The organism is Streptomyces sp. NPDC001204, assembly GCF_053598035.1.
Window position 1 is genome coordinate 1 of record NZ_JBSFJL010000031.1, and the last position, 21,984, is coordinate 21,984.

Genomic DNA, 21,984 nt, shown 5'->3' on the forward strand with positions numbered 1-21,984 from the left:
TGCACCCTGCGCGACGACCTGCTCGAGGAGGTCGACCGGCTGGCCCGCGAGGGCCGCTTCGACTACCTGCTCATCGAGTCGTCCGGCATCTCCGAGGAGATACCTCCTAAGTGGCTACGACTCCCCGAGGGCCGGGTGCACGCAGATGCCCCGGTGCGACCCGCTCGGTCCGTGCGTCTTCTGAGGCACGCGTGGCTGTGTAGGTGAGCGCTGAGAGGGGTGTCGGTGTGTTCTGGCATCGGTTTTTGATCGGGATGCCGGGAGGGCGTGTCGGTGGGTCGGGACGTGTGGGCCCCCGCCGGGTGGATGGTTCGGCAGGGGCCCGTAGGGGTGTGCCTAATGGTTGTGCTGCGGCGTCACCAGCGCGGGAGCACCGTCAGCGTGAGGGTTTCGGGGTTGCCGCTGTTGCCCTGGTAGACGGTGTCGCCGCTGTAGACGGCCGTGATGGTGTGCGTGCCGGCGCTCTGGAACGAGGTGATGACCATCGCGGCGGCGCAGTTCCGGCGGAAGGGCCTCAGGGGAGCTGTGCCCAGGGTTGTGTGGTTGGTGGTGTCGGTGAGTGCCACGGTTCCGGTGGGCCTTGTCGTGGCGCTCGTGTCGGTGGGGCAGACCACATCGCGTAGTTGCACCCTCTTGCCAACTCGGGGGGTCCGGTGCGGGCGCGAGACCAGATCCGTGGTCACGGGCTTGCCCGGGGTGAGGTAGCTGATGGTGATGCCCGCGGCGGCGCTGGTCACCGTGGGGCCGGTGCCGCCGGTGGGGACCAGGGACGAGCCGCCGCCTCCGCCACCCCCGCCGCCGCTCGGAGTGATGAAGGGGTTGATGTTGCCGCCGCCGCCTCCGCCGTAGTAGCCCCCGCCTCCGCCGCCACCGGTCAGGGAGTTGCCCGGGCCGCCGCCGGTCCCGCCGACACCGAGCGTGCCGGGCCCACCGTCGAACACCCCGCCCCCGCCGGTGCCGCCGGTCCCGCCGTGGGTGGACGTGCCCGCCCCGCCGCCGTCTCCTCCGCTGCAGGTCGCGTCCGCGCCTGGCTGACCGGCGTCTCCGCCCGGGCTTCCGGTGCACTGGCCAGCCCAACCGGCTCCGCCGCCGCCCGCGGCCACGATGAGGCGGGAGTCGGTGGTGGTCAGGGGGGTGGTGCCGGGCTGGGTGCGGACGTCGGAGGCACCGCCGCCTCCTCCGCCGAAGTGGGTACTGCCGCCGCCGTTGAAGCCACCGGCGCACTGCGCGCTGCCGGCGCACGAGCCGCCGCTGCCGTTGGTGGGGGTGCCGCCGACTTCGACGTAGAGGGTCTGCCCGCCGGACAGCCCGGTGAGCGTGCCGGACACCTGGGCGCCCCGGCCGCCGCTCACGCCGTTGTCCTCCACGCCGCCGCCGGCGCCGATCGCCATGACGTCGACCTGCGTGACACCGCTGGGCACGGTGAAGGTCTGCTCGGCGCCGGTGAAGGCGAACGTGCAGGTGGTGGTGGGGCCCGAGACCGTACAGGTGCCCTGCGCGTGGGCGGCCCCGGACAGCGCCACCGGAGCGATGGCGGCGGTACAGAACACGCCGGCCGCCACGGCCGCCGCCCGGCCCCGGGCGGCGGCCGAGCCGGCACGATGCCCGGCACCAGGTCCCGACCGGCCGGCAGCATCCGACAGTGAGAACGTCACGATCCACTCCAGAAGACGGAAGAGGGCCTCTCGGCGGAGGATTTCCTCCCGCCACTGTGGATCACCCGGCCAGGGCCACGGCCCGCCTTCGGCCTGACACACCGTCGGTTCACACCAGCGGGTCCCCGGGCCCGGCCTTCGACCCCACCCGAGTCCGAGATCACGATCATGGTCTCGAAGCAAGCACTCGAGTGCTCTCAAAACTCGGCGATCCCGCGCGACTGGAGCATCGAGTGCTCTCGTCCCCGAGCAACAGATGCTCTCTCAACTCACGTATAAAGCCACACGAGGGACGGCCGCCACCGACGGTCCGCCCCCGCGTGGTTGCTGCTATCACCGGTGTCCTGCGGTCGCGGGGCGATCCGTGGCGGTGCAAGTCGGCGGAACGGCTTCGGGCGGCGCTCACCCGCCTCAACCCGGTGGCGCGCGTCGTCCAGGCCGTCCACGGCCGCGTGCGGGCCGCAGACGTGCTGGGAAACCCGACTGTTCGACCTGGAACGCGCCCAACAGGCCCCCGGCTGGGTGATGGAGCTCAACGGGGCGACCACGTCCCCGAGACGGAGGAGTACGGGATCTCCTCGACCGCCTTCCGCGCCGAACTGCCGTTCCGCCCAGGCCGGCTGTGGACGTTCGTGACCCAGGAACTCGACAGCGGCGCATTCGGGCAGATCCTGCGCTCCAAAGGGTTCTTCACGCTGGCCGGCCACGGGCAGGTGACGGGCCTGTGGTCACAGGCCGGCTCCGTCGCACGCTTCGAGCCCTCCGGCGCCCGCGACACCGACAGCCCGGAAGGCCAGGAACTGGTCTTCATCGGCACGCATCTGCGCGCGGACGCGCTGCACGCGGCACTGGGCGACTGCCTCATGGCCGACGGTGAAAGCCTGCCGCCCGTCGACCCGTTCCCCGACTGGGACACCTACGGCATCGGCGACACCTGCGAGCACGAGCACCCCGAACCCGTGGCGCACGTCTGAGCGCACGCCCGTGCCCTCAGTGGGCGTGCCTTCAGTGGGTGTGAGGCAGGTGCTGGAACTCGTTCCAGGCCTGACGCAGGGTGTCGATCACCTCCGGGGCCGCCCCGCTGCGCTCCAGGTACTGCCGGTACGTCTCGACGGTGCCCGCCGCGGGCCAGTGGGGGTCGTTCGCAACGGCGCGGGCGAAGGAACCCAGACGGTTCAGCTCGTCGGCGTGACTCTTGAGCCACCGCGTGAAGTCGGCTGTGTCGTTCATCGCATGTCTTCTCACAGAAGGAACGCCCACTGGTCCTCACCCGGCCGTCCGCCCCGTCGGCTGCCGTTTCTCCAGACTCCCACGAGCACGCGGCAAGTCAAACCGGTCGTCGGGCGTCCCCTGGAGAGGTTCGCGGCGACGCCTGTACGTATGCCGCCGGCGGCCCGCGGGCGCGGTGGCGAGTGCCGGGCCTGCGCCATACGGTGAACAGGTGCCCGCCCGTGACCGTCAGGAAGGGGCGTGCTCCATGTGCGCACACTCCCGGGCCCCGGAGCCCCAGCCGGTGCTGTCCCCGCTGACGGGCGCGGCGATCTTCCTGGTCGTGACCATCGACCGGGGTGGCGAGCCGGTCGTACGGGACACGCTGTCCGAACTGAACGGGCTCCAGCGGGCGGTCGGTTTCCGGGCGACGCCGGACGGGAAACTGAGCGTGGTCGTGGGCATCGGCTCAGAGGCGTGGGACCGCCTGTTCGCGGGTCCGCGCCCGGCGGAGCTGCATCGTTTCCGCGAGCTGGTGGGAGACCGGCACCGGGCGGTCTCGACCCCCGGCGACCTGCTGTTCCACATCCGCGCGGCCCGCCCGGACCTCTGCTTCGCGCTGGCCGCCGAGATCATGGAGCGGCTCCGCGACGTCGTCACCGTGCGTGACGAGGTGCATGGCTTCAAGTACTTCGACGTACGTGACCTGCTCGGATTCGTGGACGGCACGGAGAACCCCACGGGCCGGGCGGCGGACACGGCGGTCCTGATCGGTGACGAGGACCCGGAGTTCGCCGGGGGCAGCTATGTGGTCGTGCAGAAGTACGTGCACGATCTGGAGGCGTGGAACGCCCTGCCGGTGGAGGCGCAGGAGTTGGTGATCGGGCGCAGGAAGCTGTCCGACGTCGAACTGGACGACGCGGTCAAACCGGCCGACTCGCACGTGGCGCTGACCACCATCGAGGACCCGGACGGGACGAAGCACGAGATCCTGCGCGACAACATGCCCTTCGGGACCGTGGGGCAGGGCGAGTTCGGAACGTACTTCATCGGTTACGCCCGTACGCCGGCCGTGATCGAGCGGATGCTGGAGCGCATGTTCCTGGGCGATCCGCCGGCCACCCACGACCGGATCCTGGACTTCTCCACCGCGGTGACCGGGTCGTTGTTCTCCGTGCCCACCAGTGACTTCCTCGACGACCTCCCCGATGCGCCGGCCGCGCGCGAGGGTGCGGAGGGCGAGGAGAGGCAGGAGGGCGGCGGAGCCGAGGAGACGGAGCCCGTGCCTGCGGCGGTCCGGCCGCCGGCCGTGGACGGCTCACTGGGGATCGGCGATCTGAGGATGTGACAGGAGGCGAGCACCCGCGATGGACAATCTGCATCGTGAACTGGCACCCATCTCCGCCGCCGCGTGGGCCGATCTGGAGGAGGAGGCACGGCGTACGTTCAAGCGGCACGTCGCGGCCCGCCGTATCGTCGACGTGCCCGAGCCGTGCGGCCTTGAGCCGGCTGGTGTGGGGACCGGACACCTGCGGACCGTGGCGGCGCCGGCCGAGGGGGTCGAGGCGCGGCTGCGCCGGTTCCAGCCGCTGGTCGAGCTGCGGGTGCCGTTCACCGTGGACCGGCAGCAGGTCGACGACGTCGCGCGGGGTGCCAAGGACGCGGACTGGCAGCCGGTCAAGGACGCGGCCCGGCAGATCGCCTTCGCCGAGGACCGCGCCGTGTTCGAGGGCTATCCGTCCGCGGACATCGCCGGTCTGCGGGAGAGTTCGTCCAACTCCGCCCTGACCCTGCCGGCCGAGGCGCGCCAGTACCCGGACATCGTCAGCAAGGCCCTGACCGTGCTGCGGCTCGCCGGTGTCGGCGGCCCGTACGCACTGGCGCTGAGCGCCGCGGCGTACACCGCTGTCAGCGAGACGTCCGACTACGGCTACCCGATCATCAAACACATCGCCCGGGTGCTGGACGGCGACATCGTCTGGGCGCCCGCCATCGAGGGGGCCTTCCTGCTCTCGACGCGGGGCGGGGACTTCGAACTGCGCCTCGGCCAGGACCTGTCCATCGGTTACCTGTCGCACGACGACACCAGCATCCGGCTGTACTTCCAGGAGACGCTGACCTTCCTCGTGCACACCGGCGAAGCCGTCGTGCCCGCGCGGGGGTCGACTCCCCCGTCCGCACCCGCGGAGGGGTGGGCATGAAAGTCGCCGTCGTGGGAGCAGGCGCGGTCGGGTCGGCCACGGCGCTGTCCCTGGTCGAACGCGGGGGAACCTGCCGGGAGATCGTGCTGATCGACCGCGACACCGCCCGCGCCGACGGCGTGGCCGCCGACCTGCGCTACGCCGCTCCGCTGTCCCCCACGGTCGACGTACGCTCCGGTGGCTACGGTGACCTGGCCGACGCCGCCGTCGTCGCCATCACCGCGGGCGTCAACGAGAAGGCCGGGGGCGCCACCGACCGGTCCGAGCCCCAGGGGCGCCTGCGGCTGCTGGAGACCAATGCCAAGGTCTTCGCCGACGTCGTCCCCCGGGTGGTCGCGGTCGCGCCGGAGGCGGTGCTGATGGTGGTCACCGACCCACCGGACCCGCTGGCGGACCTCACCCGTCATCTCGCCGGGCACGACCGGGTGTTCTCGACGGGCACCCTCATCGACAGTCTCCGGTTCCGTGTGCAGCTCGCCGACCGCCTGCGGGTGCGGCCACGTGACGTGCAGGCCCTTGTGGTGGGCGAACACGGCACCTCCGAGGTGCTGTTGTGGTCCTCGGCGGGTGTCGGCGGCATTCCCGTCGCCGAACTGCTCGCCCAGGACGGCCGGTCGGTCGAGGACATACGCGAAGAGGTCGAGAACGACATCCGGTACGCCAACATCACCATCATCGAGGGCACCGGCGCGAGCCAGTACGGCATCGGCGCCGTCTCCGCCCGGCTCGTCGAGGCGGTCCTGCGCAACGAACGCGCGGTGCTGCCGGTGGCCGCGTACTCCTCCGCCCACGGGGTCACCCTCTCCCTGTCCAGCGTTCTCGGAGCGGGCGGCGTCCAGCAGATGCACGAGCCCGCCATGACGCCCGAGGAGCGACGGGCCCTGGAGGAGAGCGCCGGGGTGCTGCGCGAAGCCGCCGAACGGGCCATTGCCGTGGGGGCGACTTGAGTTGGGGGGCCCGACGAACGGCCTGACAGGGGACGGACACCATGACGACCACGACCGCATCATCCCGGACCGCGCCTTCGACGGCGAGTATCGGTGACTTCCTCCTGCGGCGCTTGCGGGAGGTGGGCATCGGGCACCTGTTCGGCGTCGCGGGTGACTACAACCTCGAGTTCCTCCTTCAGATGGAGGACGGCCACGACTTCATGTGGGTGGGCAACTGCAACGAGTTGAACGCCGCCTACGCCGCCGACGGGTACGCGCGGATGAACGGGATCTCCGGACTCGTCGTGACGCACGGCGTCGGGGCGTGGAGCGCCATCAACGGTGTCGCGGGCGCCTACAGCGAGCACGTTCCCGTCATCTGCGTCTGCGGATCGGTTCCGCTGAAGGCGCTGGATCGCAAGCTGCGGATGCACCACACCTCCGGGGAGCCCGAGTACGACGACGTGCTGCGCGGTTACGCGCAGGTCACCGCGGCACAGGCCCGGCTGACTCCGCAGAACGCCGTGCGGGAGATCGACCGGCTCATCCTGACCGCCTGGCAGCGCAAGCTCCCGGTCTACATGGAGCTGCCCTCCGACATCGCGCACCTCGACGTCGAGGTGCCGGCGGAACCGCTGGTGCCGGCGATGCCGAAGAGCGACCCGGAACGGCTGACGGCGTGTGCCGACGCGATCGTCGCGCGCCTCACCAACGCCCGTTCGCCCGCGATCCTGCTCGACCTCGACGCCGACCGCTTCCAGGTGACCGGTGAACTGCTGGAGCTGGCCGCCAAGCTGAAGGCCCCGATCGCGGCCATGAACACCTGCAAGGGGATCGTCGACGAGAACAGCCCGTACTTCCTGGGCCTTTACGCGGGCTCGGGCAGCAAGCCCGAGATCCGCGAGGCGGTGGAGAACAGCGACGGGCTGCTGGCGATCGGAGTGCGGCGGGTGGACACCACCTGCGGCGGCTTCACCGACGCGCTCCCCGCGGGGCGGATCGACGCCCGCGGTGACAGCGTGGACATCGGGCCGGACAGCTACCAGGGCGTCTACCTGAGGGAACTGCTCCGCCGGGTCGCCGACGGCGCCCCGGCCAAGGAATCCGGATACGCACGGCCGGCCGGCACGCCGCGTGAACCCAGCGCGGTGGCGGGATCCGACCCGCTGACCCAGGCGGCGTACTGGAGCATCGTCCAGGATTTCGTCCGCGAGGGCGACGTGCTCATCGCCGAGGACGGCACCTCCGAGGCCGGCTGCTGGGGCCTGGACCTGCCGCCGCGGTGCTCCATCGTCACCCAGGCCGTCTGGGGTTCGATCGGCTACAGCGTGGGAGCGGTCCTGGGCACGCTCCTGGCCGCACCGGAGCGCCGCCACCTGCTGTTCGTGGGCGACGGATCCTTCCAGCTCACGGCGCAGGAGGTGTCGACCATGCTCAGGCACGACCTGAAGCCCGTCATCTTCCTGATCAACAACGGCGGTTACACCATCGAGCGCACCATCTGCGGAAAGGACGGGCGCTTCAACGACATCGCGAACTGGGCCTACGCCGACCTGCCCAAGGTCCTCCATCCGGGGACGAACGCCCGGACGGCCGTGGTACGGACCCCGGCCGAACTGAAGGAGGCGCTGGCCTCACCGCACGACAGCATGCTCTTCATCGAAGCCGTCATGGACAAGTACGACGCACCGCCGATCGCCGTCGAATCCGGACACCGCATGGCGGACATCGACTACGGCCCACGCGGCCCCCAACATCGCCCGGGCGTCCAGATCTGAACCGAACAGACAGCACGGGGGCATCACTGACAACTCGTCAGAATCGCTGGTGGGTCGGTTCGGTGGTGTGCCAGGGGGCATCGGGGTGGGTCGGGCGCGCGTGGGTGGTCAGGCGGAGGGCGTAGACCGGGGGTTCGGCGGTGTTCGGGACGGGGCCGAGGTAGTGGTGGCCGGTCATGTGGCACCAGGCGGGGAGGTCGAGCGGGGCAGCGGGGTCGGTCGCGATGACGTGCACGTGGGTGCCGGGGGCGGCGTCTTCGATGGCGGCACGGAGTCTGAGCAGGAGGGTGACGCACAGCAGTCCGGTGCCGTCGACCGTGATGTCCGCCTCGCCGGCGGCGGTCACCGGGTGCCTGCCGCAGAAACGTTCGCCGCGGCGGCGATCGCGGTCGCGGCTGCGGCGATCTCGTCCCGGGTGGTCCAGCGGCCGAGGGAGAGCCGGACGGCTTCCAGGGCCCGCGCGGGGTCGGTGCCCATCGCGGTGAGGACGGGCGAGGGGGTGTGGATGCCGCTGTGGCACGCGGAGCCGGTGGAAGCCGCGATCCGGGGTGCGCCGTCCAGAACGCGGTGTCCCGGTACTCCGTCGATGCCGATGTTCAGCGTGTTGGGCAGCCGCTGTTCCACGGGTCCGTTGAGCCGGATCCGCCCGGGCAGGGCGTCGACGAGTCGGCGGTGCAGTTCGTCGCGCAGGCCCCTGATCCGCTCGTGCGCACCGTCGGCGAGGTCGTCGGCGGCGAGCTTCGCGGCGGCGCCCAGGGCGACGGCGAGGGCGACGTTCTCGGTGCCGGCGCGCAGCCCGCGTTCCTGGCCGCCGCCGTAGACGACCGGCTCCAGTCGCACGCCGTCGCGCACGAACAGGGCGGCCGCGCCCTTGGGCGCGTACATCTTGTGCCCGACGACCGTGAGCAGGTCGGCGCCCAACTCACGTACGTCCAGAGGGATTTTCCCGACGGCCTGGGCGGCGTCGCAGTGGAGCAGCGCTCCGGCCCGGTGGGCGGCGTCGGCCAGTTCCCCCACCGGCTGGAGGGCGCCGGTCTCGTTGTTGGCGACCATGACCGAGACCAGCACGGTGTCGTCGTCGAGCGCGGCGGTCAACGCTGCCGGGTCGACCAGGCCCTCGCGGTCGACGGGCAGCACCGTGATCCGTGCGTGGTGGAGGCGTTCGAGGGCCTGGCAGGTGGCGAGGATCGCGGGGTGTTCGGTGGCCTGGGTGATGACGTGGGGGCGGGTCCGGGTGGCGGCCAGGGTGGCTCCGCGCAGGGCGAGCAGGTCGGCCTCGGAGCCGGAGGAGGTGAAGACGATCTCGCCCGGGCGGGCACCGATCAGCTCGGCGACCTGGGCACGCGCCGCCGTGAGGGCGCTGCGGGGTTCGCTGCCGTAGGGGTGGGTGCTGGAGGGGTTGCCGAAGTGGCCGGTCAGGTGGGGCAGCATCGCTTCCACGACGCGCGGGTCGACGGGTGTGGTGGCGTTGTAGTCGAGGTAGACCGGTCCGCCGGTCAGGCCCTGATGCGGCGGCGGACGGTGGGTCATGCGCCGGCTCCCGCGTCCACGGGCAGTTCCGCCAGGCGCCATTCGAGCATGCCGTCGTTGAGCCGGATGGCTCGGCGGCCGTTCTCGGTGAGGAGGCGGACGGCGTCGTGGGCGAGGACGCAGTACTCGCCACGGCAGTAGACGACCACCTCGGCGTCCTCGGGCAGTTCACCGACGCGGTGGGCCAGTTCCTCGACGGGGATGGAGACGGCACCGGGAATGTGCCCGGCCCGGTACTCCTCGACCGGGCGGACGTCCAGGAGCACCACCTGCCCGGATTCCGCGCGGGTCCGCAGCTCGTCCCGGGTGACCGCGCGGCCGCCGCCGTCGCCTAGGTAGGCGTCGCGGGCGGCCGGAACGCCGGCCTGATGGGTCTCGGCGACCTTGCGCAGCAGGGCGAACAGTTCGGCGACGTCGTCACCGGCGAGCCGGTAGTGGATGCGTACGCCCTCACGCCGGGTGCTGACGAACCCGGCCTGTTTGAGCGTCTGGAGGTGCGCGGAAGCGGTCGTCAGATTCAGTCCCGCCGCCTTCGCGAGCGCGTCGACCGTGCGCTCGCCCTGGGCGAGGAGGTCGAGCAGTTCCAGCCGTTTCCCGCTGGCCAGCGCCTTCCCGCTGGCCGCGAACGCGTCGTAGAGCCGCGCCTTCGTGGCCGTCTCCGCCATGATCTCCTCCCTTTCCTCCAAAAATCTATGGAATATGGTACCCGGGCTGAGGCCGGACGGCTGTGGGTCGTGGCGTTCGCCGCACGGGCGGCCGTGCACTCGGCGGCCGCACCGTGCCGGCGGTCCCGTGCCGCCGTCACGTCCTCTTCACCGGTTCACCGGCTGTGGGCGGTGACGGCGATGGCCGGGAGGACGGCCAGGGCGAGAACACCACCGGTCAGGGCGAGGACGGGATAGCCGGCGAGGTCGACGACGATGCCGGAGGCCAGTCCGCCGGTGGCGCCCGCGATGGCGATGGAGACGTCGACCATGCCCTGGGTCTTGGCGCGGGTCGCCAGCGGCACCGCGTCGGTGATGATCGCGGTCCCCGAGACCAGGCCGAAGTTCCAGCCGAGGCCGAGCAGCGCCAGGGCCAGCGCCAGCGCCAGCAGGGCGACGGAGTCGCCGGGGGCGACGGCGGCGACCAGGCCCGCGACGAGGAGGGTGACTCCGGAGGCGGCGGCGAGCGCGATGCGGCCGTAGCGGTCGACGAGGCGGCCGGTGAGCGGCGAGGGCAGGTACATCGCGCCGACGTGGATGGCGATGACCAGCCCGGAGGCGGCGGTGCCGTGGCCGTGATCGTGCATGTGGACCGGGGTCATGGTCATCACCGCGACCATGACGAGCTGGGTGAGGATCATGACCAGGGCTCCGAGCACGACGCCGCCGCGCGGCTTCGCCGGTGCCTCTTCGACGGCCGGACGGGCCTGCGCCGGCGGCACGGCGGGGTCCTGCTCCGCTTCGGCGAGGGTGCGGGCCAGCAGGAGGGGGTCGGGGCGCAGCCAGAGGGCGAGGACGACGGCGGCCGCCGCGTACGCTGCCCCGGCGAGAAGGAAGGGTCCGGCCAGGCGGGGAATGCCGAGGGCGGCGGCGAGGTCGCCGGTGGGGGCGGCGAGGTTGGGGCCGACGACACCGCCGAGGGTGGTGGCGACCAGGACGGTGGACACGGCGCGGGCGCGGTGGGTGGGGGCGGCGAGGTCGGCTCCGGCGTAGCGGGCCTGGAGGTTGGTGGCGGTCCCGGCGCCGTAGACGAACAGCGCGATGAACAGCAGGACGGGGCTGCCGAGGCCCGCGGCGGCGAGGACGCCGGCACTGCCGACGGCGCCGGTGAGGTATCCGGCGGCCAGGCCCGGGCGGCGGCCCCTGGCCTGGGATATACGGCCGACGCCTATCGCGGCGAGCGCGCTGCCCGCGGTGAACAGGGCGCTGGGCAGTCCGGCCAGACCCGTGGTGCCGAGCATGTCCTGGGCCAGCAGGGCTCCGACGGTGATGCCCGCCGCGAGCCCGGCGCCGCTGAGGACCTGGGAGGCGACGAGGACTTTCAGGATGCGGCGCTGCACGTCGGGGCCGGCGGCGAGGGTGGACGGAGCTGCGGTGCTCGTCACGGGTGGGGCTCCTTTCGGTGGCGGGCGCTTCCCGCCACACGGCGGGAAGGGGTACGGGCCGGACGGCCAGGGATTGTCAGGCGTCGGACACCTGGGCGCGGTCGGCGAATCGGGCCGGCGGGGTCCGGGCCGCCAACGGACTCCGGGCATGGCTCTCGGTCATGTTTCTCCTTGTGACGGCGGAGCAGGATGGTCGCACGCCTCCGCGGCACCCGCTCCGATCAGGCTTCATACCGCCTGGAGACGAATCTGCGCCCCTCAGCGAGGGCCCCGCCCACACTATTCCATAAATCCATGGAATAGTGTGGGGCGGTGAAGGAGGGTGGCACCAGCGCCTATCCGCTCGGCCCGGGCGACGGACGCGCCCTGGCTGTGGACTCCGATCGCGACCTGCACGCCCCGTATGCGGTGGCCGAGCGGCGCGGGCCGCACGTGGCGTTCGCCGCGGACGCGTATTCGCACACCGGCTCTCTCTCCGGCGCCGTGCGGCTCGGTCAGGACGCCGGGGCGACCGTGCTCGCCTCCGCCGCCGGCCACAGGGCCTTCGCGCACACGCCGCCGGACGACGGTGACGAGGTGGACCTGGGCGGGCTCACGCTGTGGGCGCTCGCCACCCCGGCCGAACCGACGAGCACCTGTCGTACCTCGTCCTGGACGGCCGCACCGAACTCGGCGCGTTCACCGGCGGGTCGCTGACCGTGGGCGCCGCCGCCCGGACCGACCTCCTCGGCGCCGGGACGTGGAGCGGCCGATGAGCACCCCACCTGGCGGGCCAACGCGCCGCGGACCCAACAGTTCTGGCGCGATGTCGGCCACGCCGCCGGAGCCCTCGTCGCCGGTGTCCTCGCAGACACCCTCGGCCCGAACGCCACCGTCATCGCGGCCGCGGCCCTCACCGCCGCCTCCGGCCTGCTCGCCGCCCGCTGGATCACCGACCGCCCCGTCCACCGGCCATCCGCACACCGCGTCCCGGAGAGGTACGCGTCCCCGCCGACCATCTCCCCGGCAGCCGAAGCCGACGCCCGCATGGTTGAGTTGCGGGCATGAGCACCCTCACGGCCCACGCCATCGGCACCAGGCGGCTGGATCTGCTGCCGCTGCACGTCGAGCACGCCGAGGAGATGGCCGCGGTCCTGTCCGATCCGGCCCTGCACACCTTCATCGGCGGCACGCCGGACACCCCGCGAGCCATGCGCTCGCGCTACGAGCGCATGACGGCCGGCTCTCCCGATCCGGCCGTCTCCTGGCTGAACTGGGTGATCCGGCTGCGGGAGGAGTCCTGCCTGACGGGCACGGTCCAGGCGACGGTCGGCCCCTCCGACCACGGGCTCACCGCCGAGCTCGCCTGGGTGGTGGGGACTCCGTGGCAGGGACGAGGCATCGCCGGCGAGGCCGCCCGGGCACTCGTCGACTGGCTGGGCCGCCGGCGGGTGCGGACCGTCGTCGCCCACATCCACCCCGACCACCGGGCATCCGCTGCCGTCGCCACCGCCGCAGGGCTCACGCCCACCGACGCATGGCACGAAGGCGAGCGCCGATGGTGCCTGAGCGTCAGGCGATGACGTCGGCACGCTGCGTCACGGTCTTCAGCGCGCCAGTTCGTCGGCCAGGAGGTCCATCAGGAGGCCGTCGTGCCAGGTGCCGTCGGTGCCGCGCTCGTACTGGCGCATGATGCCGACGGGCCGGAAACCGGCCTTGGTGTAGCAGCGGATCGCCGCGGTGTTGTCGGCCGCCGGGTCGATGACCAGGCGGTGGTAGCCGTGGGTGTCGACGAGATGACGGGCCAGGGTCCGTACGGCGTCGGTGCCCAGGCCCCTGCCGTGCACCGAGGGATCGAGGAAGATGTCGATGCCGGCGTGCCGGTAGTCCGGCTCCTCCTCGGCGTGCCACTGGATCATGCCGACGGGCCGCTGCCGGAAGTCGACGGTCAGGCACCGGGTGTGAGGGTCCTCCAGATCGGCCGCGATGTCCGCAGCGAGGTCGTCCCCGCCCCTCCACCGTGCGCGTACTTCCGGTGTGGCCCGGATGCCCGCCAGGGCGGGGATGTCCTCGCGGGCCGTGGGGCGGAGGACGACAAAAGCGCCGCGCAGCTCGGTCATGACCGGGAATTTTACGGGAGTCGGGCACGCGCGGTGTGCTCGGATTTCCGCGGTGTCCCAAGGCTGATGTGAGGGCGCAGAGTTGCGTTCGCGGGCGCGCGGCTGCTCGTGATCGAGATGCAGGTTGCGGGGAGCGGTGCCAAGAATCGAACTGAGAGGCAGTGACGCCGACTACAGAAAGGCAGTCGATCATGCGAAGCAGGATCATACGCGCTCTGACCGCCAGCGTCGCCGCAGGCATGCTCGCCAGCGGAGCAGCCGTGGCCTCTACAGGAACCGCCTTCGCGGTGCCGGCGAACGCCAAGGTGTCCGACAGTCACCACGCGTCCGTGCCGGAATCCACCAAGATGCCGCACCACAAGAAGTGCCCGAAGGGTGAGCACTACAAGAAGGTCCACGGCAAGTGGGGCTGCCACAAGAAGTAGCCGCCGTGCCGGGCGCCGGGGACATTCGGCCGACATCCGTGCCGACTGCGCGACTCCCCGGCGCCCGTCATCCCGCGTGGTTCTCCCCCTGAGGACGCACCTCCGCCCTGACGGCCGTTGGCCGTCAGGGCGGAGGAGGTAGTCAACCCGGAATGAGGCGGGGCGTCAGGCGGACACGGGAGCGGCCTGCTTCGGGTCGTCGTAGAGGCTCTCCGCGTGGTCGGCCGGGGAGGCCGAGGCGTTGTCGTACTTCGTGTGGTCCAGGATCTTCTCACGGGCGGAGACGAGCACCGGGACGAGTGCCTGACCCGCGACGTTGGTCGCCGTGCGCATCATGTCCAGGATCGGGTCGATGGCGAGGAGCAGGCCCACGCCCTCCATCGGCAGGCCGAGGGTGGACAGGGTGAGCGTCAGCATGACGGTCGCGCCCGTCAGGCCGGCGGTGGCCGCCGAGCCGATCACCGAGACGAAGGCGATGAGCAGGTACTCCTTGATGCCGAGCTGCACATCGAAGATCTGCGCCACGAAAATCGCGGAAATGGCCGGGTAGATGGCCGCGCAGCCGTCCATCTTGGTCGTCGCGCCGAACGGCACGGCGAAGGAGGCGTAGTCCTTCGGGACGCCGAGGCGGATCGCCGACTGCTGGGTGACCGGCATGGTGCCGACCGAGGAGCGGGAGACGAACGCCAACTGGATGGCGGGCCAGGCGCCCTTGAAGAACTGGATCGGGTTCAGCTTCCCGACGAAGGAGAGCAGCAGCGGGTAGACGCCGAACAGGACCAGGGCGCAGCCGATGTAGATGTCGACGGTGAACGTCGCGTAGTCGCCGAGCAGGTTCCAGCCGTACTGCACGATGGCGCGGCCGATGAGACCCGCCGAGCCGATCGGGGCGAGCAGGATCACCCACCACAGGGCCTTCTGGAGCAGCTCCAGGATGGACTCGGAGAGCGTGAGGACCGGCTGGGCCTTCGAGCCGATCTTGAGGATCGCGATACCGGCGACGACCGCCATGAAGACGATCTGAAGCACGTTGAGCTCGGTGAACGGCGTGATGACGTCGGTCGGGATGATGCCGGTGAGGAAGTCGAGCCAGCTGCCGGCGTGGTCCGGCTTGGCGCCGTCGGCGGGGGTGAGGGCGGAGCCGGAACCCGGGTTGGAGACCAGCCCGATGACGAGGCCGATGACGACGGCGATCAACGAGGTGATCATGAACCAGAGGAGGGTGCGGCCGGCCAGGCGGGCCGCGTTGTTGACCTTCCGCAGGTTGGTGATCGACACCATGATCGCGAAGAAGACCAGCGGTGCCACGGCCAGCTTCAGAAGCTGCACGAAGATGCCGCCCACCTTGTCGAGGGTGGTGGCGAGCCAGGACACGTCGTAGGTGCGGGCCACGAAGCCGAGGATCAGGCCGACGACGAGACCGAGCAGCACTTGGGCCCAGAAGGGGACGGGTATCCGGAAGCCTGAGTTCGCGGGCTTCGGATCAGCGGTGTTCGCGGACACGGACACACTCCAGTAGGGACGCGCGAAAAGGTGGGTTTGAGCGGGGACTTACAGGAGCGGCGCGCAGAAGAGACGTCAACAGCGCCGCTGCATAGATGAGTTCGCGGTCAGGCGCGACAAGCCGCGGACACGCAGCGGCAGAGATCGACATGCAGGCGCGCCACGAGCGGTACGCCCATGACGACACGGCAGACGCCGTAGGAGGCGTCTGCGCGGTACGCGGCTGCTGTCTTCACGGTGAAACGTTAACACTTCTACTTTGAGAACCTCAAAGGGCCCCTTTGGATCGAGGGTGCCCTTTTCCCGTCTTGCGGGGACCCCCTCCCTCCGGGAGCCGGCTTCTTGCGGGGACCCCCTTCCTCCGGGAGCCGGCTTCTTGTGGGGACGCCCTCCCGCCGGGGCGCCGGCATCCGCTCCGTTTCCGCGCCGCCGGGGCCCGGACAGCGGCCTCGAGAGGCCCGTGGATGTGATGCCACCCATAGGAGCCAGATCACGTCCTAAGACGGTTCGTAGCGAGCATGCCGCCCCAAGCAGCAAAGAAAGCCCCATGATGGAACATTTCGGGCATTTGCTACGTAGTTGGGTAGTACGTCACATCATTGCGCCCCGTCCGGCCGACGGCTAAACATTGCTGTCGTTGCTCCGAACCACGAGACGGACGACCCGGCGAACTCCGCCGGATCCGCCCGCTCCGGTCTGTGCAGCGCGGGGCTTCGCCCCACGCCACCGCAATCGATTGCGGCCGGCACCCACGACCACGTCCCCCACTGGAGGGTTACTTCCGTATGACCACGACCACTCGCACCGCCCGCTTCGCCCGTCTGCGCACCCTCACCGTCACCGGCATCGCCACGACCGGCGCCGCAGCCGCCGCCCTGACCCTGATGCCGTCCCCCGCACAGGCCGCCGAAGCGACGCAGGTGCAGGCCTCCCCCGTGGTCGCGGCCCGCTCCACCGACAGCCACGCCTACAGCGGCAAGGCCGGCTACAGCAACAACCTCGACGGCTGGATCAAGCAGTCCCTGGCCATCATGAAGGCCAAGGGCATCCCCGGCAGCTACGAGGGCCTGCACCGCAACATCATGCGTGAGTCCGGTGGCAACCCCTACGCCCAGAACAACTGGGACATCAACGCCCGCAAGGGCACCCCCTCCAAGGGTCTCCTCCAGGTCATCTCCCCCACGTTCAACGCCTACCACGTCGCCGGCACGGCCCACAGCCTCACCGACCCGGTGGCCAACATCACCGCGGCGGCCAACTACGCGGCCCACCGCTACGGTTCCATCGACAACGTCAACTCCGCGTACTGATCCCGCCCACGCGGTACTGATCAGCGCACACACACGCGCACGACAGGGCCGGGGCCGGCAGCGACAACCGCTGCCGGCCCCGGCCCGTTCCGTCGCTGGAGGCGTCGGCACCCTGCGTAGTCACCGAAGGGGCGGACAAATGCCCAATAAAGTACCGTGAGATGGTCATGGCGAGCGTGGCTCGCCATGAGGAAACAGCCGCGAGACAGGCGGCTGCGGGGAGGCCACAGCACCCGTACAGGCCAGGAGACGAACCCATGACATCACGTGTCCGGCAGATCAGGAGCCGCCGTTCCACAGCCCTTCGCTGCGCGGCACCGATGATCACCCTGGCGCTGGCCGCCACCGGCTGCGGTGCGTCGGTCACGCCCGGGCGAACAGGCGACTCGCCCTCATCCCCCACCACCGCGGACGCGCCCCCCGCCGCCGCGAGCACCCCCGCGCCGACACGGGCGGCCACCTGCACCGACCGCTACTTCTCCGGCATGACCACCGCTCAGCGGGTCGGGCAGCTCTTCATGGGCGGGATCTACGCGGCCCACCCCGACCAGGCCCAGCTGCGCACCCTGCGCGACAACCACGTGGGCGCCATCATGCTGACCGGCCGCAGCACCGCCGGCACGACGGCGACGAGGAAGACAGTGGACGGCTTCCGGGGCCAGGCGGACCAGGTCGGCGGCCGCCGGGTCGGTCTGCTGGTCGCCACCGACCAGGAGGGCGGCCAGGTACAGGTGCTGAACGGCCCCGGCTTCTCGGCCATACCCAACGGCCTGACCCAGGGCAGCTGGTCGACCGCGACGCTGCGCAGTCAGGCCGCCGGATGGGCCAAGCAGCTGAAGGCCGCCGGTGTCGACCTGAACCTGGCGCCGATCGCCGACGTGGTGCCGGCCGCGCTGGGCACCCGCAACATGCCCATCGGGTCCTTCCAGCGGGAGTACGGCCACACCCCGGTAGCCGTGACCTCCCACTCCGGTGCCTTCGCCGCCGGCTTCGCGCAGTCGGGCGTGCTGACCACGCTCAAGCACTTTCCCGGGCTGGGCCAGGTGATCGGCAACACCGACACCACCGCCAACGTCGTGGACTCGGTGACGACCGCGAGCAGTTCCAGCCTCGAGCCCTTCCGGGCCGGGATACGGGCCGGCTCCCCCTTCGTGATGGTCTCGTCGGCCACCTACACCAAGATCGACCCCAAGCATCTGGCGGCCTTCTCACCGACGGTCATCGGTCAGCTGCTGCGCGGCCGGCTCGGCTTCAAGGGCGTGGTCATCTCGGACGACATCGGGAACGCGGTCGCGGTCCGGTCCTTCAGCCCCGCGCAGCGGGTCGTGAACTTCATCGCGGCCGGCGGAAACATGATCCTCACGGTGCGGCCGAGCACCGTGCCCGCGATGACACAGGCCATCGCGGCCCGGATGCGGCAGGACGCGTCCTTCCGGGCCAAGGTCGACGACAGCGTGCGCCGAATACTGGCCGCCAAGCAGTCCGCGGGACTGCTCGACTGCCACTGAGGGTCCCTGCCCGCGACTGCCACTGAGGTTCTGCCTGCGATCAGACGCTCAGGGCAGGTGCTCAGGGTGCGCGATCAGGTGCTCAGGTCGGGTGCTCGGGATGCGTCCGAGGCGCCTCAGGCAGCGGCTGTCATCGGGCGGCCGCTGCGGGCGAAGGCGTTCCAGAGCTGGACGAGCAGACGGATGACGAGCGCCTCGATCACGGCGACCGCCACTTGTGTGAGGAGCGAGGTCAACAGGTGGGGCACGGGGGTGCCGCCCTTCTTGTGCATGTTTGGGTCACTTACCTTTGTCCGCTACCACGACGTCGCGCGGACCGACCGCAGGTGACCGCGGGTTTAACTTTCGGTTTCGCCCGGGACCGGGGGACGCGCGGGATCAGCCGGCCGTGGTCGCGACCACGAGACCGAGACCGATCAGCACGACGCCCGTGGCCCGCCCCAGCATGCGGCGGGTCCCCGGCCTTTCGAGGACGCGCCCCGCCCTGGACAGCAGAAGAGCATAGCCGCCCAGCCAGGTGAGGGTCAGGGTGGCATGGAGAAGGACCAGCAGCGTCATGGCCCAGGCGGCGGGCACCTGCGGCGGGGCCAGGGTGGGAAGCAGCCCGGAGTAGAAGACGGCGATCTTCGGATTGAGGGCGTTGCTGACCAAGCCGGTCCGCCACGGGCTCCCGATGGCGGGGGAGCCGCTGTCCGTGCGGGTGGTGTGCGAGGCGCCGCGGCGGTTCTGCCACAGGGCCTGCGCGCCCAGGAAGACCAGGTACGCGGCGCCGAGGAGCTTGACGGCCAGGTAGGCCGCGGGTGAGGCGGCGAGCACGGCCGCGAGTCCGGCCACGCTCAGCGCGCCCCAGAGCAGCAGCCCGGTCGCGATTCCGCCCACGGTGCGCAGCGCGTCCCCTGGCCCCGCCACGAGGGCGCGTCGTGTGACCACCGCCATGTCCGGGCCGGGCACGACGGTCAGCAGGCCGAGGACACCGAGCGCGGCTGCGAAGTGGGTCAGCACGCCGGTCTTCTCCTGATCGGACTGACGGGAGTGGTCAACGGGGGTCCTTCCGGTGTGGCGTGATCGGCGACGGGGTGCGGGTTGGCGTCCCGGCCCTCGGTGCTCAGCAGCACGACCACCGAGGTCGCGTCGAGTCCCAGGGCCGTGCGGCGCTCCTCGCCGCCCGCACCGGTGAGCACCGTGCGGAGACCGGCGAGCGCGGCGGCTCCGCAGGGGCCCGAGGAGACCCCGAGGGCCGTGAGGCGGACGGCCGCGCGGGCGCTGTCGGTGTCGGGGACGGCGACAGCGGCGTCCAGGCCGCCGCGCAGGTAGGGCCAGGCGATGCTGGAGGGGGTGCCGCAGTTCAGCCCCGCCATGGTGGTGTCGCCGCAGGTGACGGTGACGGGTTCGCCGCGGGTGAGGCTTTCGAGCACGCAGGCCGCTGCCTCCGGCTCCACAGACAGCAGCGCCGGAGCGCGCCCGGAGGGGCGGCTGCGGTAGTGGGTGACCACGGCCTGGGCCAGGGAGCCCACGCCCACCGGAACGGAGACGAGGTCGGGGCCGTCGGCGGCCCCCTCGGCCGCCAACTGCTCGTCGATCTCCGCGCAGAGGGTCGAGTAGCCCTCGACGATCCACCCGGGGATCCGTTCGTAGCCCGGCCAGGCGGTGTCCTGGACCAGGACCGCGTCCGGCGCGGCGGCCGCCTCGGCTGCCCGGCGCACGGCGTCGTCGTAGGACCCCGGGACCTCGGTCACCTCCGCCCTCTCGGCGGCTATGGCCGCCACGGCCCGCGGATGCACTCCCCGCGGCACGAAGACGTGGGCGTGCTGCCCGAGCAGGTGTGCCGTGCGGGCCACCGCCCGGCCGTGGTTGCCGTCGGTGGCGGTCACCAGCACGGCCGGTCCCGCCTCCCCGCTGCTCGCGGCCCGCTCGGCAAGGGTCCGGTGGACCGCCCAGGTCGCGCCCAGCACCTTGAACGCGGGCAGCCCGAAACGGCACGACTCGTCCTTGACGAAGACCCGACCCACGCCCAACTCGAATGAGAGTGAAGGGAGTTCGGTCAGCGGGGTGGGTGAGTAGCCGGGCAGCGCGGTATGGAAACCCCGCACCTCGGCGGGTGCGGGCCCGCACCGCCAGGTGCGGGCCCGTGGTCGTACGGGCCACAGCGGCGTACGGCGGGAGACGTTGTCGGACACATGCTCAGGGTCCACGCCCTCGTATGATCGGTCCAGCGAATGTTTTCGACTTGTACTCGTCGGAGAAAACGATGATTCAGCAGGTCGTTCCGCGACGGTGAGGAGAGCCCCCGGCGATGTTCGATCTGCACCGGCTTCGGCTGCTGCGTGAACTCAAGCACCGCGGCACGCTGGCCGCTGTCGCCGCCGCCCTGTCCTACGCCCCCTCCTCCGTCTCCCAGCAGCTCTCGCAGCTGGAGGCCGAAGTCGGCGTCCCGCTGCTGGAACCGGCCGGCCGGCGGGTGCGGCTGACCGCGCAGGCCGAGATCCTCGTCGCCCACACCGAAGCGGTCCTCGAACGCCTGGAGCGCGCCGAGGCGGAGATCGCCACCTCGCTGTCCGATCTGACCGGAACCCTGCGTATCGCCTCGTTCCAGACGGCCGCCCTGGCTCTGATCCCCACCGCGCTAAGCCTGTTGCGCGACCTCCACCCGCAACTGCGCGTCCACGTTACGCACATGGAGCCCGAGAAGTCCCTACCCGCCCTGCTGGCCCGGGACTTCGACCTGGTCCTCGCCGAGGAATACCCCGGCAACCCCCATCCACGGCCGTCCGAACTCGAACAGGAGGACCTGCTCGACGACCCGCTGCACCTCGCGCTGCCCCACCCGGCCGACAGCCCGGACACCGACGGTCCGATGGCGGCGCTGCGCTCGCTCCACGGGCACCCCTGGGTGATGGAACCCGAAGGCACGGCCGCACGGCACTGGGCCATGACCCTGTGCCGCAACGCCGGCTTCGAACCCGACGTACGGTTCGAGACCACCGACCTGCTGCTCCACCTACGCCTCGTCGAGCAGGGGCACGCCGCCGCCTTCCTGCCCGACCTGGTCTGGTACGGGCACTCCCCCACGGTGGATCTGCGGCAGCTCCCCCGCGGTCAGCGCGCGCGCCGCATCTCCACCGTCGTACGCCGCGGCCGCAGCCGTCACCCCGCCGTACTCGCGTGCCGCGACGCCCTTCTCCGCGCGGTCACCCTCCACTCCGGCCGGGCGTAGGGCGGCACAGCGCGCGAACTCGTTTCGAGAGGGGCTGCGCGAAGCCGTCGTCCTCGATGACGGCCCTGGTGGAATCGAGGGGTCTCACTCCTCCGCGCCCGGCGCCTCGACAGGCGTCAGTGTCACGGTGCCGTCGTCGGCGACCGACCAGCCGGGGTTGTGGCACACCTCCCAGCGGTGGCCGTCGGGGTCGGCGAAGTAGGCGTGGTAGCCGCCGAACGCCGCGCGTTGCGGCTCCTTGAGGACCGTCGCCCCCGCCGCACGGGCCCGCTCCACCACCGCGTCCACGTCGGCGGGCGTGTCGAGGTTCTGCGCGAGGGTGAAGGGGGTGCCGGCCACTGCCGCCTGCCCGGTGTCGGCGCCCAGGTCGGCCAGGGGGAAGAGCCCCAGGGCCAGCCCCGGGCCGGCCTGGTAGAAGACGATCTCGTCCAGATCGAGCAACGGCGTCCAGCCCAGGCCTTCGCTGTAGAACCGGCGGCTGACCGCCAAGTCCTCCACGCCCAAGGTCACCAGGTTCAACTGCTGCTTCATCGA

At 71.3% G+C, this 21,984-nt stretch carries 23 protein-coding genes and 2 pseudogenes; 12 read left to right on the forward strand and 13 right to left on the reverse strand.

The genetic code is table 11. The annotated features are described in order from the left end of the window. Positions 1–105, forward strand: a pseudogene (locus ACWC91_RS31965) (GTP-binding protein); the annotation flags it as partial. Between the two features lie 251 nt (positions 106–356). Here ACWC91_RS31965 and ACWC91_RS31970 read toward each other — a convergent pair. Continuing rightward, positions 357–1,655, reverse strand: coding sequence for an Ig-like domain repeat protein (locus ACWC91_RS31970; RefSeq protein WP_450641019.1), 1,299 nt, complete (start codon positions 1,653–1,655; stop codon positions 357–359). A gap of 374 nt (positions 1,656–2,029) precedes the next feature. Between ACWC91_RS31970 and ACWC91_RS31975 the strand changes: the two are divergent. Beyond that, positions 2,030–2,629 (forward strand): annotated as a pseudogene (locus tag ACWC91_RS31975) (CobW family GTP-binding protein); the annotation flags it as partial. Positions 2,630–2,660: 31 nt separating this feature from the next. On the opposite strand, the gene ACWC91_RS31980 reads toward ACWC91_RS31975, so the two are convergent. Next, entirely contained in the window at positions 2,661–2,885 is a 225-nt protein-coding gene (locus ACWC91_RS31980; RefSeq protein ID WP_225077205.1) for a YozE family protein, read from the reverse strand. Positions 2,886–3,132: 247 nt separating this feature from the next. On the opposite strand from ACWC91_RS31980, the gene ACWC91_RS31985 reads away from it, so the two are divergent. Genes ACWC91_RS31985 through ACWC91_RS32000 form a run of 4 tightly spaced genes read left to right on the forward strand, consistent with a single transcriptional unit; the run spans position 3,133 to position 7,772 of the window. Beyond that, complete coding sequence (locus tag ACWC91_RS31985; protein WP_281156530.1) at positions 3,133–4,212, forward strand: Dyp-type peroxidase; 1,080 nt, start codon at positions 3,133–3,135, stop codon at positions 4,210–4,212. Positions 4,213–4,231: 19 nt separating this feature from the next. Continuing rightward, the gene (locus ACWC91_RS31990) at positions 4,232–5,065 is read left to right on the forward strand and encodes a family 1 encapsulin nanocompartment shell protein (RefSeq protein ID WP_281156531.1); all 834 of its coding nucleotides are present in this window, start codon (positions 4,232–4,234) and stop codon (positions 5,063–5,065) included. Next, positions 5,062–6,012, forward strand: coding sequence for a lactate/malate family dehydrogenase (locus tag ACWC91_RS31995; RefSeq protein ID WP_281156532.1), 951 nt, complete (start codon positions 5,062–5,064; stop codon positions 6,010–6,012). Before ACWC91_RS31990 ends, ACWC91_RS31995 begins: the two co-directional genes overlap by 4 nt. Before the next feature lie 41 nt (positions 6,013–6,053). After that, positions 6,054–7,772, forward strand: coding sequence for an alpha-keto acid decarboxylase family protein (locus tag ACWC91_RS32000; RefSeq protein WP_450641022.1), 1,719 nt, complete (start codon positions 6,054–6,056; stop codon positions 7,770–7,772). 37 nt (positions 7,773–7,809) lie between these two features. On the opposite strand, the gene ACWC91_RS32005 is transcribed toward ACWC91_RS32000, so the two are convergent. From ACWC91_RS32005 to ACWC91_RS32020, 4 genes are all read right to left on the reverse strand, one after another. Next, positions 7,810–8,118, reverse strand: coding sequence for a sulfurtransferase TusA family protein (locus tag ACWC91_RS32005; protein WP_450641023.1), 309 nt, complete (start codon positions 8,116–8,118; stop codon positions 7,810–7,812). Then, positions 8,115–9,302, reverse strand: a complete 1,188-nt coding sequence (locus ACWC91_RS32010; protein ID WP_450641024.1) for a cysteine desulfurase family protein — start codon at positions 9,300–9,302, stop codon at positions 8,115–8,117. The genes ACWC91_RS32005 and ACWC91_RS32010 overlap by 4 nt, the downstream gene beginning before the upstream one ends. Further along, positions 9,299–9,967 (reverse strand): ArsR/SmtB family transcription factor, encoded by a 669-nt coding sequence (locus ACWC91_RS32015; RefSeq protein ID WP_225077212.1) that lies wholly within the window; start codon positions 9,965–9,967, stop codon positions 9,299–9,301. The genes ACWC91_RS32010 and ACWC91_RS32015 overlap by 4 nt, the downstream gene beginning before the upstream one ends. A gap of 155 nt (positions 9,968–10,122) precedes the next feature. Then, positions 10,123–11,391: an MFS transporter gene (locus ACWC91_RS32020; RefSeq protein ID WP_450641025.1), complete on the reverse strand. Its 1,269-nt coding sequence runs from the start codon at positions 11,389–11,391 to the stop codon at positions 10,123–10,125. Positions 11,392–11,703: 312 nt separating this feature from the next. Here ACWC91_RS32020 and ACWC91_RS32025 point away from each other — a divergent pair, with 312 nt between their 5' ends. Beyond that, entirely contained in the window at positions 11,704–12,087 is a 384-nt protein-coding gene (locus tag ACWC91_RS32025) for an MBL fold metallo-hydrolase (protein WP_225077214.1), read from the forward strand. Positions 12,088–12,434: 347 nt separating this feature from the next. Continuing rightward, complete coding sequence (locus ACWC91_RS32030; protein WP_281156533.1) at positions 12,435–12,953, forward strand: GNAT family N-acetyltransferase; 519 nt, start codon at positions 12,435–12,437, stop codon at positions 12,951–12,953. A 24-nt stretch (positions 12,954–12,977) separates the two neighbouring features. On the opposite strand, the gene ACWC91_RS32035 is transcribed toward ACWC91_RS32030, so the two are convergent. Next, a complete protein-coding gene (locus tag ACWC91_RS32035) occupies positions 12,978–13,490 on the reverse strand; it encodes a GNAT family N-acetyltransferase (RefSeq protein ID WP_225077216.1) in 513 nt (170 codons plus the stop codon). 260 nt (positions 13,491–13,750) lie between these two features. On the opposite strand from ACWC91_RS32035, the gene ACWC91_RS32040 reads away from it, so the two are divergent. Beyond that, positions 13,751–13,915: a hypothetical protein gene (locus tag ACWC91_RS32040; RefSeq protein ID WP_450726134.1), complete on the forward strand. Its 165-nt coding sequence runs from the start codon at positions 13,751–13,753 to the stop codon at positions 13,913–13,915. 165 nt (positions 13,916–14,080) lie between these two features. Here ACWC91_RS32040 and ACWC91_RS32045 read toward each other — a convergent pair whose 3' ends face one another. Together ACWC91_RS32045 and ACWC91_RS32050 are read right to left on the reverse strand one after the other, a co-directional pair. Beyond that, a complete protein-coding gene (locus ACWC91_RS32045; RefSeq protein ID WP_450641029.1) occupies positions 14,081–15,418 on the reverse strand; it encodes a dicarboxylate/amino acid:cation symporter in 1,338 nt (445 codons plus the stop codon). Between the two features lie 107 nt (positions 15,419–15,525). Next, complete coding sequence (locus tag ACWC91_RS32050; protein ID WP_281156534.1) at positions 15,526–15,654, reverse strand: hypothetical protein; 129 nt, start codon at positions 15,652–15,654, stop codon at positions 15,526–15,528. 549 nt (positions 15,655–16,203) lie between these two features. Between ACWC91_RS32050 and ACWC91_RS32055 the strand changes: the two genes are divergently transcribed. Further along, positions 16,204–16,728 (forward strand): transglycosylase SLT domain-containing protein, encoded by a 525-nt coding sequence (locus ACWC91_RS32055; RefSeq protein WP_450641030.1) that lies wholly within the window; start codon positions 16,204–16,206, stop codon positions 16,726–16,728. A gap of 257 nt (positions 16,729–16,985) precedes the next feature. Then, entirely contained in the window at positions 16,986–18,236 is a 1,251-nt protein-coding gene (locus ACWC91_RS32060) for a glycoside hydrolase family 3 N-terminal domain-containing protein (protein WP_450641032.1), read from the forward strand. 116 nt (positions 18,237–18,352) lie between these two features. Here ACWC91_RS32060 and ACWC91_RS32065 read toward each other — a convergent pair whose 3' ends face one another. From ACWC91_RS32065 to ACWC91_RS32075, 3 genes are all read right to left on the reverse strand, one after another. Beyond that, positions 18,353–18,508, reverse strand: coding sequence for a hypothetical protein (locus ACWC91_RS32065; protein ID WP_172633279.1), 156 nt, complete (start codon positions 18,506–18,508; stop codon positions 18,353–18,355). 106 nt (positions 18,509–18,614) lie between these two features. Continuing rightward, the gene (locus ACWC91_RS32070; RefSeq protein ID WP_450641033.1) at positions 18,615–19,238 is read right to left on the reverse strand and encodes a LysE family translocator; all 624 of its coding nucleotides are present in this window, start codon (positions 19,236–19,238) and stop codon (positions 18,615–18,617) included. Next, on the reverse strand, positions 19,232–20,428 hold the full coding sequence (locus ACWC91_RS32075) for a diaminopropionate ammonia-lyase (protein WP_450641034.1): 1,197 nt from the start codon (positions 20,426–20,428) through the stop codon (positions 19,232–19,234). Before ACWC91_RS32075 ends, ACWC91_RS32070 begins: the two co-directional genes overlap by 7 nt. 101 nt (positions 20,429–20,529) lie before the next feature. Here ACWC91_RS32075 and ACWC91_RS32080 point away from each other — a divergent pair, with 101 nt between their 5' ends. Next, positions 20,530–21,450 carry a LysR substrate-binding domain-containing protein gene (locus ACWC91_RS32080; RefSeq protein ID WP_225077223.1) on the forward strand — a complete coding sequence of 307 codons (921 nt, stop codon included), beginning with the start codon at positions 20,530–20,532 and terminating at the stop codon, positions 21,448–21,450. An 84-nt stretch (positions 21,451–21,534) separates the two neighbouring features. Here the strand turns inward: ACWC91_RS32080 and ACWC91_RS32085 are convergent, their stop codons facing one another. Further along, positions 21,535–21,981, reverse strand: a complete 447-nt coding sequence (locus ACWC91_RS32085; RefSeq protein WP_225077224.1) for a VOC family protein — start codon at positions 21,979–21,981, stop codon at positions 21,535–21,537. Positions 21,982–21,984 lie beyond the last annotated feature (3 nt).